Source organism: Shewanella litoralis (assembly GCF_009828585.1).
GTDB classification, from domain to species: domain Bacteria; phylum Pseudomonadota; class Gammaproteobacteria; order Enterobacterales; family Shewanellaceae; genus Shewanella; species Shewanella litoralis.
In genome coordinates, this window is record NZ_WSRZ01000007.1 from 59552 (window position 1) to 72436 (window position 12885).

12 protein-coding genes are annotated in these 12885 nt (G+C 43.0%); 5 read left to right on the plus strand and 7 right to left on the minus strand.

Annotated features, from left to right (window positions below; all coding sequences use genetic code 11):
- Positions 1 to 2 precede the first annotated feature (2 nt).
- Positions 3 to 2492 carry a VolA/Pla-1 family phospholipase gene (locus tag GQA99_RS07765; protein WP_160053330.1) on the minus strand — a complete coding sequence of 830 codons (2490 nt, stop codon included), beginning with the start codon at positions 2490 to 2492 and terminating at the stop codon, positions 3 to 5.
- Between the two features lie 259 nt (positions 2493 to 2751).
- Here GQA99_RS07765 and GQA99_RS07770 point away from each other — a divergent pair, with 259 nt between their 5' ends.
- Positions 2752 to 3489, plus strand: coding sequence for a YciK family oxidoreductase (locus GQA99_RS07770; protein ID WP_160053331.1), 738 nt, complete (start codon positions 2752 to 2754; stop codon positions 3487 to 3489).
- Between the two features lie 83 nt (positions 3490 to 3572).
- Here the strand turns inward: GQA99_RS07770 and GQA99_RS07775 are convergent, their stop codons facing one another.
- From GQA99_RS07775 to pspA, 6 genes are all read right to left on the minus strand, one after another.
- Positions 3573 to 3911: a ComEA family DNA-binding protein gene (locus GQA99_RS07775; RefSeq protein WP_160053332.1), complete on the minus strand. Its 339-nt coding sequence runs from the start codon at positions 3909 to 3911 to the stop codon at positions 3573 to 3575.
- Between the two features lie 140 nt (positions 3912 to 4051).
- Entirely contained in the window at positions 4052 to 5143 is a 1092-nt protein-coding gene (locus GQA99_RS07780) for a TIGR01620 family protein (RefSeq protein ID WP_160053333.1), read from the minus strand.
- 22 nt (positions 5144 to 5165) lie between these two features.
- A complete protein-coding gene (locus GQA99_RS07785) occupies positions 5166 to 6608 on the minus strand; it encodes a YcjX family GTP-binding protein (protein ID WP_160053334.1) in 1443 nt (480 codons plus the stop codon).
- A gap of 69 nt (positions 6609 to 6677) precedes the next feature.
- The gene (pspC, locus tag GQA99_RS07790; RefSeq protein ID WP_160053335.1) at positions 6678 to 7073 is read right to left on the minus strand and encodes an envelope stress response membrane protein PspC; all 396 of its coding nucleotides are present in this window, start codon (positions 7071 to 7073) and stop codon (positions 6678 to 6680) included.
- Positions 7060 to 7299: an envelope stress response membrane protein PspB gene (gene pspB, locus GQA99_RS07795; protein WP_160053336.1), complete on the minus strand. Its 240-nt coding sequence runs from the start codon at positions 7297 to 7299 to the stop codon at positions 7060 to 7062. Before pspB ends, pspC begins: the two co-directional genes overlap by 14 nt.
- A 20-nt stretch (positions 7300 to 7319) precedes the next feature.
- Positions 7320 to 8003 carry a phage shock protein PspA gene (gene pspA / locus GQA99_RS07800; RefSeq protein ID WP_160053337.1) on the minus strand — a complete coding sequence of 228 codons (684 nt, stop codon included), beginning with the start codon at positions 8001 to 8003 and terminating at the stop codon, positions 7320 to 7322.
- Between the two features lie 193 nt (positions 8004 to 8196).
- Here pspA and pspF point away from each other — a divergent pair, with 193 nt between their 5' ends.
- The 4 genes from pspF (at position 8197) to GQA99_RS07820 (ending at position 12883) form a co-directional block, all read left to right on the plus strand.
- Positions 8197 to 9267: a phage shock protein operon transcriptional activator gene (pspF, locus tag GQA99_RS07805; protein WP_160053338.1), complete on the plus strand. Its 1071-nt coding sequence runs from the start codon at positions 8197 to 8199 to the stop codon at positions 9265 to 9267.
- Positions 9268 to 9348: 81 nt separating this feature from the next.
- The gene (locus tag GQA99_RS07810) at positions 9349 to 10974 is read left to right on the plus strand and encodes an ABC transporter substrate-binding protein (RefSeq protein ID WP_160053339.1); all 1626 of its coding nucleotides are present in this window, start codon (positions 9349 to 9351) and stop codon (positions 10972 to 10974) included.
- Entirely contained in the window at positions 10975 to 12006 is a 1032-nt protein-coding gene (locus tag GQA99_RS07815) for an ABC transporter permease (protein ID WP_160053340.1), read from the plus strand.
- On the plus strand, positions 11993 to 12883 hold the full coding sequence (locus GQA99_RS07820; protein WP_160053341.1) for an ABC transporter permease subunit: 891 nt from the start codon (positions 11993 to 11995) through the stop codon (positions 12881 to 12883). The genes GQA99_RS07815 and GQA99_RS07820 overlap by 14 nt, the downstream gene beginning before the upstream one ends.
- Positions 12884 to 12885 lie beyond the last annotated feature (2 nt).

Here is a 12885-nt window from a genome sequence, read left to right on the forward strand (position 1 = left end):
TATTAGTTACAGCTTTTAATCACATCACTGTTTGAGACAGCAATCGTTGCCTGACCTGCACCGGCTGTCATAGCAAAACCAGCAACCTGAGCTTGCATTTCAGCTGTTGCCGCAGCAGCCATACCATCGGTCACGCCTGGTACTTCACTAGGGCTAACAATTGAACTGTGGTGGCCCTTAGAAAAACGCACCGCACCAGAACCTGCTGTATTAGCATCGACACAATCTAAACCGATAGCGGCAATTAATGGCTCAGTACCTGATAGTGGGAAATTAGCCACACTGTTTGGTAAGGTTTGATCAGGTAAGTTACCCGCATCATCTCCCGCGATTTCGATTAAATGAACCGGAACTTCTGTCGCAGCTAGCATACCAGCATGGTTTAATGGGTCTGCTGAATCAATGGCAGTTTGTACAGCCAGTGCAAATGATGGAATAAATCCAGCATACACAGCCTGTACTAATGCTTCGTACTCCGCAGTACCTTCTTCATAACCTGCAGTGTTAGCAGCCGTTAATAGCGCAGCAAACGTGCTAGACGCCGTTACGTTAGCAAACAATTGTGGACCAAATGCAGCAGAGCCAGCAAATGAACCCGCTAAACCACCCGCAGGAGCCACTAATGACACTGCATTAATGGCATAAGGATTACCTAATGATGCACCTGTTGAAGGGTCTCTCAAACCCGTGCTTGCATAAGTCGAGAAGGTTGTACCGACAATACCGCCTAAACTTAATCCTTGAGCACTGATTTTAGAGACATCAAACACTTGTGGTTGGTTAGCAGCCATTAATTGTCCTGCCATACCCTCTAATAATAAACGCAATGCTAAATGATCTAGCGTTGCCTGGCGAAAGTTATCACGCACAGTTAAGGTACTGGCAATGTTAACAAACACTAACGGGTCACCATTAGCAAATGCGTCAGGCTTACCAATTAAATTACCAAATGCAGGTGCCGTTGCCGACATTTCATAAACACCATCACCATTGATGTCGAATGAGCGTTCACCGTGCAGTGGCATATCGATTGAAATAGTGGCGATACCCGCAGCAGCATATGTGCCTGCGTAGGCTAGGTTCATTTCTTTACCGCCACCTAAACCATGCATGGTAATTGTTGTTGGCCAGCCGCTTGTTGGTGGAACAAATGTACCACCTTGCGAAGCCATAAATGCCGCAAGCTTAGCCGCATTTGGCATGGTAATTTGCACAGGAATCGTTTCATACCCTTTAATTGCAGGGATAGGATTAAGACGCGTTAAGTGCTTGGTTTTATCTGCTGCAGTGCCGTCATCAAGTTTCCATTGTTTGCCCGCGAGCAATGTTGGGTTAGCCAATGCAGCCTGTGCATCAACACCTTGCTCAGATGCTTGAGTGAAAAAGTTGGTTTGGCTTAGCGTGCCAGCTTGTAATGCTAATAACACCGAAACAGGGCTGTCACCCTGAGCAAACCAGCGACCATTTGGCGCTGTTGGTGCACCATCAACAACTGGAATCACACAACTAGCAGATGAACAGTTACCGTAAAATGGCAGTTCTATTTCTGCTGTATAAACATCAGCCATGTCAGCTAAAGCGTAAGCAACACCACTAGCTGATGTTAATCCTAATGCCTGAGCAGCAGTGTAACCAGCCGGTGTTGGCGTTTTAGTAAAAGCAGGTTTATATGGATCGCTTGATACCATTAATAGCTTGGCGGTTTCATAAACATTGGCGACCGACTGCGTGGTAAATAAGCCTGAGAATATAATGTTTTCAGAATCAACACCGTGCTCAGCAGCAACGCCTTTTTCATAGCTGTTAACTAAGCCTTGTAACTGCAATTGCGAAGCTGTTTCTAGCGGCTTTGTTTCAATGTCTAACTTAAGTAAGTTATATGTTGTAGAAGGCGCAATACTGCGACCTAACGAATCCTGAATTAAGTCTGTCGCAACATACAAATAGGATTGAATCGGTTTGAGTGGCTTAAGCGGTATTATCGCCACACTGCTACCTGATGCTTTAGTGATAAAGTCTACACCAAAGGTTAATTCCTCGCCGACTTTACAAGCTGATACCGATGCTTGTGAAGTACATTCAGGATCGGTAGAAAGCGAACCACCCACGGTGGCTTCAAACACGCGAACCGCACCAGGCTGAAATACCGATGTAGCATCAATGGTGAGTGCATTACCCTGTAGATCGTTTGCTAGCTCCATCGTTATTGAAATTGGTGAGCTAGTTGACCATCCATCTAATGCGCCAAGTGCGATTGAAGGATTAGTGTAATCGACACCGGTTTCACCCGGGATAGATAAGGTACCATCGAGGGTACCACTGAACAGTAGATCGTTAGGTAGCGGCAGCTTTCCATTAGCGGGATCAAACTGCACGTGCGACAGAGGCACTAATGGTTCAGCTTTTTCTTTTGCTTCGTTAAAACTATCACCACCACACGCCGTTAAACCGAGAGCAGATGTTATTGCAACACCCAAAATGAGTCTTTTCATCTTTTTTCCCCAAATCTTGTTTTAATAATTTTGTTTTCCCCAAGAATTGGTCACAATAGTCCAATCATGCGACCAAAAGGACTTATGTTAGTCCTTAACTATTCTCAAGTTAACGCAAAATTATAGAGTTAGCTACAAGTTTGTTACATGCAAATGACCTATTCGTATACAATTATCAATCATTTGTTTCAAACGGTCGTTTATTTTTTATTCGGTTCTAGATTTGACGGGCGATTGCGCTTAGAGGAATTAATCAATCATGTTGGAATATCAAGCTGCAAAAGATTTACTTAATAATAAAACTATCTTGGTCACTGGTGCTGGAGACGGTATTGGTCAGGCAGCCGCTATTGAATTTGCTAAGCACGGCGCTACCGTTATTTTGTTAGGTAAAACCGTTAAAAAACTTGAAAAAGTATATGACGAAATCGTTAATGCGGGTTATCCGACCCCCGCTATTGTGCCGCTTGATTTAAAAGGCGCAACAGAACAGAACTACATCGACATGGCAGAAACCATAGCAGAGCAATTTGGTCACTTAGATGGGCTATTACACAATGCTTCACAACTGGGTGCATTAGGCCCGTTTGAACACATTGATCTTGCTTCGTTAGAGACCATCATGAAAGTTAACGTAACGGCTCAAGCTATTATGACTAAAGCGTTATTACCCGTTATGCGTAAAGCGCCACATGCGTCCATTATCTTTACTTCTAGCAGTGTTGGCCGCAAAGGTCGTGCTTACTGGGGGCCGTATGCTTTCTCTAAATTTGCGACCGAAGGCATGATGCAAGTGTTGGCGGATGAATGTGATGAAACACATGTTCGAGTGAATACCATTAACCCGGGGGCGACTCGCACTGAAATGCGCGCTAAAGCATACCCTGCAGAAGATCCACAAACGTTAAAAACCGCCTTACAGATTATGCCTACTTATCTGTTTTTAATGGGTGATGAATCAATTGGTACTAATGGCCAGGCATTGAACGCGCAATAGGGACATTCATTGAGCAATAAAAAACGGAAGCCGAGGCTTCCGTTTTTTATTGCTTATAGCTAATGTAATTTCAATGAAATAACTTAAAAGCTGATCTTCTTGGCATTTTGGCCAACTAATTTCTCACCCACACCTTTCACCATCGTCAATTGCTGCAAGTTTTTAAACTTACCGTTTTTAGCCCGGTAATCGACAATCGCTTGAGCCTTAGCTTGCCCAATACCTTTGAGCGATTGCAGTTCACTGACACTGGCTTTGTTAACATTAACACTGGGTAATTTAGCGATACTTTTGTCAACAGCCTTGGTTGCTTTTTTTGATGATTCTGTAACCGTTTTAGTGGGTTCTGCGGCAAATGATGACGTGCTGAAAAAACAACATAAGCACATGAGTACCGCGGTTAATGTCCATGATGACTTCATTAGAGTCTCCTTGTTTTATTAAATTGCTGGCATGTTTCCTACTCAATAAGCCAGCGTGAAGATTCAGAACGCTATGCTGTTTCCAAATCGACAATAACTGTAGTCAACAATCAAAAATTGTACATAAAAAACACAATTCGCTAAGGCTGATTATTGACCTTTTCCGTCGTTTTAGCGTTTGTCTTATTCATCATCGACGAGGTAAATTGACTTAACTCACCCAGTAAATGCTGGTGCACTTGAGTTAATTTGGGCTTGTTTTTGGCTGTAAAAGCAATAGGACGACATAAACTCATAGCCTGGTAGCCAAGCCTTGCTGTGAGCAAGCCGCCACCAAGGCCCTGCGCTATCCGAGTGGATAATTTACCGGTCATTTCAACAGATAATAATTGTGTGCCGAGATCGGTAATCACTTCTGTACTGCCCGCGTAAATCACATTGATAATGATGCTACGGATAAGCTTAATCCGACTCCAATAGCCTAATTCAATGCCATAAATAGCAGCGACTTCGTTAATCATCTTTTGATTGCGCCACAAAATAATTGCCATATCTAACGCCGCTAGCGGGCTTGCTGCTAATAATAACGCTGATTCTGCTGCGAATCGATTGACTCTTTTTTTCGCTAACAAATCGCGTTCGCTAAGCACGATTTGATCAAACAGCATAACAATCTCAGCGTCATTATGTTCTTTATTACTGGCCTTAATGTACTGCTGTTTTGCATCGGTATGAGGGTATTTTGCTAAAATTGGTGCTATAAATTTATTGGCTTCCCCCATTTGCATACTTTGCGATAATCGCTCGGCTATGGTTTGATGATCAGCGACTTTTTTAAGGTTCACCAATTTACGCCATTCTTTAAGCACCCCTACCCCAGCCCATAGACTCACAATGGCCAAAACGGAGGCATAAAAACCAAACAACCAGGGGCTTTGATTAAATGATTCCATTAACCCTAAGACCGTTTGCACAACGGCTAATAAAGCCACACTGATTAATGATAACACGGCTAACCTAGACCAGCGTTTAGGCTTGCTGGGCGCAATACTGTCGGAGATTGACTCAGGCAGATCATCTAAAGCTTGTTCACACATAAAATCAACATCACTAAATGATTGTGTTGGTTTGATAGGTTCAGCGGTTTTGCTCTCTTGTGCGTCGTTAATAAGTTCTGCGTCAGTAAAGACTTGCGATTTTTTAATTCCCGAAGCGTTATTTGTCTGATTCATAAAAATACTCACACTTATGCCACTAGGTTAATTTATCGCCTAATAGAAACTCTAAAAGATGATCTAGACGAATATGCTCAAACGTTGGATGAGTTTCATTTAAATGGCTAATATTTGGAGGTAAAAAGGCGTTAAAGCTAAACCCCTGTTGCTGCCAAAATGTGGCATCAGGCAAGGTTATTGGCACATCACCCGGATAAACCGTTATTTGCTTGCCGTCTAGGCCTGTGCCTTTGACCACTTCTTGCTGGCCGTGTCCTGTATTGACCATGCCATGTTGCGTTGCCTTAATGGCACTGATGGCCATGGTTTCCACTTCACTGCCTTCAAAATTGGCGTAATGCTGACTTTGTTGCAGCATGGCGTTGAGTAAACTAAGCACATGGCTTTGTTGGTCTCGCGTCACCCGGTCTACCTGACTTGCAGCAAATAACACTTTATCAATACGGGGTGAAAACAACCGCTTAATCAAGCTTGATTGCCCAAACTGAAAGCTTTCCATAATGCTATTTAGTGCACGCCCCATATCATTAAATTGTGCTTGACCCTGGTTTAATGCATTTAAGCAATCCACCAACACAACTTGGCGGTCAAAACGTGAAAAGTAATCGCGATAAAAAGGCTTTACCACTTGTGAAACATACTGCTCATAACGGCGCTTTAGGACATGGTAATTAGAGTCCTTAGGGCTTGCGGTCAGCTCTGAATGATTTAACGGGCTCAGTGACAACAATGGGAAGAAAGCCAGTAATGGTGTGTTTTCATACTCGCCGGGTAATAACATGCGCCCGGGTTGGGCATGGTAAAAACCTTGCTCGCGGACTAAGTCAACGAGCAGTTTTTGGTAAAGATCGGCGACATATTTAAGTTGTTGTTCATCGGCGACTTCAGCTAAATCTAACTTGCTCAGCGCCTGAGTAAATTCGTCATAACAAGGGGAATAACTTAAACACGCTACATTTTGCTGTTGCGATAAACACCAGTGGGTAAAGTCGTGTTTTAGCATAGGCAAATCAAGTAACCATTCACCGGGATAATCGACAATATCCACATACAAGGTGGCGCTATCAGTTAATTTTGCCAATATGCCTTGTTGAGGTTGATACTTTATTGCTAAGCGTAATTCAGTAATGGTGCGAGTCGATGCTGGCCATTGTGGCGGGGATGAGTTTAATGCATTCATTGAGCCTTGATAGTCAAAGCTGGCGATATCTAGATCAGGCTGCATAGCGCGCTGTACGCCAATTAATCGCCCTTCTCTTGCGACTTGCCATAATGGCAATGGATTGTGCTTATTGCTTTTGCCTGCATGCAATAGTTGATTGACTAAACCACTGATGAAGGCGGTTTTACCTGCGCCAGACAAACCGGTCACAGCAAGCCTAACATGTCGGTCGGTACTGCGGTGCACGAGAGATTGTGCTGTTTGGGTGACTTTGAACAAGGAACGATCTAAAAAATTCATGGTAGCTGACAGCTCCTAATATCAAGGTTGATCATAAAACAAGGGCGGTAAACCGCCCATTTAGAATCATTAAAGACTATTGATTTCTCGTTTTAAATCAAAACTATCTGACGTCACGTGTTTCTCTAATCGCTGTAATCGAGTTTCAAGTCCATTAAACTGGCGACTGACATCAAATAAGGCACGTTTTGCTGGTTCACCGGCTTGCCATACCTTCTTTTTAACTTCGATATCTTTGTGTTGATCGTCATATTCTAATGATTGTGGTTTGACATCTAATATCATCCACAGTGCAATATATATCACAAACACCACGCCGGTACCGCCAAGCAGAAATATTGATACGGCTAACACGCGCACTAACCAGGTTTCAAAGTTAAAGTAATCAGCGATGCCTGAACAAACTCCTGCTATTTTACCACTTTTAGGATTGCGATATAGCGTACGACCATTAGTTGTGCCCATGTTTCGCCCTCCACTCTGGTGAATCAGTATCTAAAATTGCTTCTAAGGTTTCTATGCGATGGCTCATTTTTTCAGCTTTCGCAATTAAATCATTAAGCTGACCGAATTCTTCCTCTGTGAGTCCTTGGCTCACTTGTCGCTTACTGCGGTAGTGAAGAATCAACCAAATGGGGGCAACAAACATCATAAAGATGATAATTGGTGCTACAAGAAGATCCATATCCATAACTCACCTCTGAAAAATTATTATGCTTTTGATTTAGGTTGTGATTTTGCGTTGACTTTGGCTTTCAGTGCAGCTAACTCATCGTTAACAGCATCTTCGGCTTCTAGTGCAGCAAACTCATCAGCAAGTGAATCTTTTTTACCTAAATCATATGATTCAACTTGAGCTTCGAGGCCTTCAACACGGCGCTCGTATTGCTCAAACTTCATCATTGCATCATCAATTTTGCTTGAATCAAGCTGCTTTTTCACTTCTAAGCGTGAAGTGGCAGTTTGCTTACGCATAATGATGGTCTTTTGGCGAGCACGGGCATCATTCAATTTTTCTTGCAGTTGTGCCACTTCGTCTTTTAAACGTGTGATATGTTCTTCAACAACTTGCAATTCCATTTCGAGTGTTTGCAATAAACCCGTGGTTTTTTGCTTTTCAATTAAAGCGGCTTTTGCTAAGTCTTCACGATCTTTCGATAATGCTAACTCGGCTTTATCCTGCCAATCTTGAACTTGCTCTTGAACACGGCTAATGCGACGTAACAATTCTTTTTTCTCAGCCAATACTTTGGCAGAGGTTGAGCGTACTTCAACTAGCGTGTCTTCCATTTCTTGAATGATAAGGCGAACCATTTTTTCTGGATCTTCGGCTTTATCGAGTATTGCGCTGATATTTGAATTAACGATATCTGCGAAGCGAGAGAAAATTCCCATAATGTATTCCTCAAAAAGTAACGTGGATGTCGCAATAGGTATTACACATTGCGTGCCAACTTTTTCAACTATAACAATATCAGCTAGTTATACAAATATTTAACTTTTGCTTTCATTTATTAACTAAGCCATCTATTATGATTTTCACCAATTATTAGTCTAATTCACTAACAATTTTGCGAGTAAGCCAACTGTGAGCAAACAATACCAACAAGATAATCTCATCGGCCAGTCTAATGCGTTACTCGAAGTATTAGAGCATGTGTCTAAAGTCGCGCCTTTATCAAAACCTGTGCTCATTATTGGTGAGCGCGGAACAGGTAAAGAGCTAATTGCTGAGCGTTTGCATTACTTATCAGCCCGATGGGACCAAAGTTTCATAAAACTTAATTGTTCATCATTAAGTGAAAACTTACTCGAAAGTGAACTGTTTGGCCATGAGTCTGGTGCATTTACTGGTGCCAAAGGTAAACACGAAGGCCGCTTTGAGCGAGCCGATGGTGGAACACTATTTCTAGATGAATTAGCCAATACCTCAGGGCTTATCCAAGAAAAACTTTTGCGGGTCATTGAGTACGGCGAATTTGAACGTGTTGGTGGCAGTAAAACCGTACAGTCTGATGTACGCCTCATCTGCGCTGCCAACGAAGATTTACCAGCACTTGCTGAAACAGGCGAATTTAGAGCCGACTTATTAGACCGATTGGCCTTTGATGTGATTACCTTACCGCCACTGCGAAGCCGCACCGAAGACATTATGCCATTGGCCGAACATTTCGCGATTAGTATGGCAAGGCAGCTCGGGCTTGAATATTTTGGTGGATTTGGTGCAATTGCCATTGAACAACTGATGATGCACGACTGGCCGGGGAATATCCGTGAGCTCAAAAATGTGGTTGAACGCAGTGTGTACCGTGAAGGCTCCGAAGGCCAAGAAATTGATCACATCATATTAGATCCCTTTGCCTCTCCCTATCGACCATTGAGTCGAATAAAAACCCGTGAGCGTCAAGTGAGACCGGTTGAGCCTGTAATGGACAAACCCGAGCTTGACGTAGGAAAAAATGAAACGACCATAGTGCAAAATAGCCTTGAGTTTCCAATAAACTTCAAAGAATACACCGAAAATGCTGAAGTGACATTATTGCAACGCGCGCTGGCAGAAGGTCAATACAATCAGAAAAAAACCGCGGATCTACTTGGGCTAAGCTACCACCAGCTCAGAGGTATTCTCAAAAAATACAACTTACTTGATAAGTCGTAAATGAACACGTATCAGCGATTGCTCCGCTGACATGAACACTGCTAAAATGATGACTTAAAGTCGATAAAAAATGATCACACCATGCCTGTTATAGTAAAACGCTGGTATCAGCTGATTTCCTTATGTTTTACCAGTTTATTACTGGCTGCATGTGGACAAGCACAATTGCCTTCTGGTTTGGTATATTGCAGCGAAGGTAACCCTGAAAGCTTTAACCCACAATTAGTGACCTCTGGCACCACTATCGATGCCACTTCACACCAAATTTATAGCAGGCTAGTCAACTATAGTCAGGCTAAAGGCGATATCATTCCTGGCCTTGCCACGCAGTGGATAATGTCTGAAGATGGCTTAAGCTATCAGTTTACCCTTCGTGAACATGTGAGTTTTCATAAAACACGCCATTTTTCGCCATCAAGGGACTTTAATGCCGACGATGTGCTGTTTTCATTCAATCGCATCATTGATCCGTTACATCCTTATCACCTCGTGAGTAGAACCGGATACCCGTTTTTTCAAAGTATTGGATTTGCTGAGCTCATTGAGTCCATTGAAAAGGTCAATGACTATCAAGTGATATTTCATTTAACCCGGAAAGATGCCTCATTTTTATCGAATTTGGCGACAGATTTTGCGGTGATATTATCTGCAGAATACGGTTATCAATTGTTATCTCAAGGGAGACCTGAAGACATTGATTACTATGCTGTAGGCACAGGCCCGTTTCAGCTCAGCCAATATGTTAAAAATGAGTATATTCGCTTTAAAAAACACCCTGTTTATTGGGGACCTACGGTCGAACTTGACCAGCTAGTGTTTGATATCACCCCAAGAAGCACTGCGCGTATTGCAAAATTAATAACCGGTGATTGCAGTGTATCGGCATTACCTAAAGCAGGCGAACTTGCCGTGTTAGCTCAACACCCAGATGTAGTCGTAGATGCCAAACCCGGTTTAAATGTGTCATTTTGGGCGTTTAATACCCAAAAACCGCCGCTCGATGATGTTCGCGTTAGGCGTGCCCTTGCCCATGCGATTGATAAACGCAATATTCTTGATGCTGTGTATAACGATACCGCCGTTGAAGCTACAGGCGTATTGCCTCCGGCATCGTGGGCCTATTCTCAAAATTTATCCCCCAATGAATATAACCCGCAAAAAGCCATTGAGTTACTCAATGAGGCTGGTGTAAACAATTTAGCCATTAATGTTTGGGCAATGCCCGTGGCACGTATTTATAACCCAAGCGCCCTGAAGACAGCCGAACTTATCCAAGCTGATTTAGCCAGGGTAGGCGTAAAACTCAATATCATTAGCTATGATTGGAGTGTGTTTACTCAAAAGCTGTCTGCTTCAAACTACGATTCAGTCTTAATTGGTTGGAATGCTGACAACAGTGACCCAGATAACTTTTTTACACCATTATTAAGTTGTGCGGCACTAGCCTCAAACAATAACCGTTCTCGGTGGTGTCAAAAAGACTTTGAGCATTTACTCACCCAGGCACAAAGCGTGACCTCGCAACCAGAACGCAAAGCATTTTATCAATCAGCTGAAGCCATTATTAGTGATCAGGTTCCTATGGTGACACTGGCTCATGCAAAGAAGGTCGTCCTGAAAAAGAACAATATTACCGCGATGCAAATTCGCCCCTATGGCGGAATATCCTTTGCAAAAGCAATACAAATATCAGAGGAAGTCGAGTAAATGTGGCGTTACCTTTTTAGACGCATCACCCTGTTTGTCGCCACATCGATGGTGATGATTGCGGTATTGTTCATTGCCACGGGATTGTTCCCTGTAAACAAAGCCTATTCGTTATCTGGGGTACAATACCCTACCGCTGAGCAGCAACGGCAAATAGAGATCGATTACCAGTTAAACGATAATGTATTATTGCAATTTACCGCTTACCTTCGGCAACGATTGTCGGGCAATTTGGGTATTTCGAGCAACTCACAGCAAACGGTGGCAGGTGAATTAGCATCGGTTTTACCTGCGTCTTTCGAGTTATCATTGTTTTCTGGATTTATTGCAGTATTTTTTGGCGTGCCGATTGGGGTAATCGCGGCGTTGAGTCGAAATAAAGCTTTGCAACACAGTATTTTAGCCTTCACCTTAACAGGTTATTCCATCCCGGTATTTTGGCTCGGATTAACGCTGTCAATGTGGTTTGGGGTTAATTTAGGTTGGTTACCGATTTCGGGGCAAATTAACTTATTATATGAAATCGAACCGGTTACCGGCTTTATGTTAGTGGACACATTAATGTCAGAGTCTGCTTATCGTATCCCAGCATTTCATGACGCACTGCTGCATTTGATTTTACCTGCGGTAACACTCGCAGTATTGCCATTTACCCTTGTAGTACGCATCACCCGCCAGGCGATGATTAATGTGATGAATCAAACTTATATTCGCGCCGCTGAAGCGCGGGGATTACATACATTTAAAATCTTAGTCCGCCACGCTATGCCTAATGCACTAATCCCGGTATTAAAAAGTATTGGTTTAATGCTCGGCTCATTTGCTAGCTATGGCATTGTTGTCGAAGTGATATTTTCATGGCCTGGCGTTGGCAGTTGGTTGGTTTCGGGGATTTATCAACGGGATTATACTGTTATACAAGCAGGCATTTTGTCTGTGTCGCTATTGATTATTTTCTTGAGTATTTTGATTGACCTAATGCACACCGCAATCAATCCGATGAGTAGAAAGGAATTATATGCCGCGCATTAAAGTCTACCATGAAGAGCATATTGACTCGCCAATGTGGCGTGTCTGGCAGAGCTTTTCAGCTAACCCATTTGCGGTGATTGGTCTGTGGGCGGTGATTTTTTTACTGGTGCTGACCATTTTTGCTCCTATTATCGCGCCCTACTCCGCAGAAGCTCAAGATCAGCAAGTGTTACTCTTGCCTCCTTCTTGGGACCCTGCAGGTAAAGTCGAACACTTTTTAGGTACCGACGATTTAGGTCGTGATATTTTCAGCCGCATTTTACATGGCGTACAATTAACCTTTGGCATGTCGTTATTAATTGTTGCGGTATCATTATTTTTTGGCTTTATTATTGGTTCATTGTCGGGAATGATGCGCGGGATAAAGTCGAGTGTATTAAGTCACTTACTCGATGCACTACTGTCTATCCCGTCATTACTTATGGCTATTCTTGTGGTCGCAGTAATGGGGCCTGGACTGAATAATGTATTTTGGGGCGTAGGAATAGCGATGATCCCGCAATTTGTGCGTGCAATTCATCAGGCTGTTCATGAAGAGCTGCAAAAAGAATACGTTACCGCTGCAAGATTAGACGGAGCTAATTCCATGCAAATCTTTTGGTATGTGATTATGCCTAACGTGTGGGATGTGCTGATTATTCAGGTCACAATGGCCATTTCTGCAGCCATATTAGACATTGCAGCATTAGGCTTTTTAAACCTAGGCGCACAAGCACCAAGTCCTGAATGGGGCGCGATGGTTGCACAAGGTTTGGATAATTTATTACTCGCCCCCTGGACAGTGACCATTCCCGGAGTAGCCATTTTGTTTACGGTTTTATCCGTAAACTTAGTGGGTGACGGTTTACGCTCAGCACTTGCACCAATAAGAAACTAACT

Bases quoted from the DNA above. Each gene is read 5' to 3' on its own strand.
- GQA99_RS07780 (WP_160053333.1), bottom strand. From the start codon at position 5,143: ATGAATCAGACAAATAACGCTTCGGGAATTAAAAAATCGCAAGTCTTT.
- GQA99_RS07810 (WP_160053339.1), top strand. From the start codon at position 9,349: ATGCCTGTTATAGTAAAACGCTGGTATCAGCTGATTTCCTTATGTTTT.
- pspB (WP_160053336.1), bottom strand. From the start codon at position 7,299: ATGGATATGGATCTTCTTGTAGCACCAATTATCATCTTTATGATGTTT.
- GQA99_RS07785 (WP_160053334.1), bottom strand. From the start codon at position 6,608: ATGAATTTTTTAGATCGTTCCTTGTTCAAAGTCACCCAAACAGCACAA.
- pspA (WP_160053337.1), bottom strand. From the start codon at position 8,003: ATGGGAATTTTCTCTCGCTTCGCAGATATCGTTAATTCAAATATCAGC.
- GQA99_RS07820 (WP_160053341.1), top strand. From the start codon at position 11,993: ATGCCGCGCATTAAAGTCTACCATGAAGAGCATATTGACTCGCCAATG.
- GQA99_RS07765 (WP_160053330.1), bottom strand. From the start codon at position 2,492: ATGAAAAGACTCATTTTGGGTGTTGCAATAACATCTGCTCTCGGTTTA.
- pspC (WP_160053335.1), bottom strand. From the start codon at position 7,073: ATGGGCACAACTAATGGTCGTACGCTATATCGCAATCCTAAAAGTGGT.
- GQA99_RS07815 (WP_160053340.1), top strand. From the start codon at position 10,975: ATGTGGCGTTACCTTTTTAGACGCATCACCCTGTTTGTCGCCACATCG.
- GQA99_RS07770 (WP_160053331.1), top strand. From the start codon at position 2,752: ATGTTGGAATATCAAGCTGCAAAAGATTTACTTAATAATAAAACTATC.
- GQA99_RS07775 (WP_160053332.1), bottom strand. From the start codon at position 3,911: ATGAAGTCATCATGGACATTAACCGCGGTACTCATGTGCTTATGTTGT.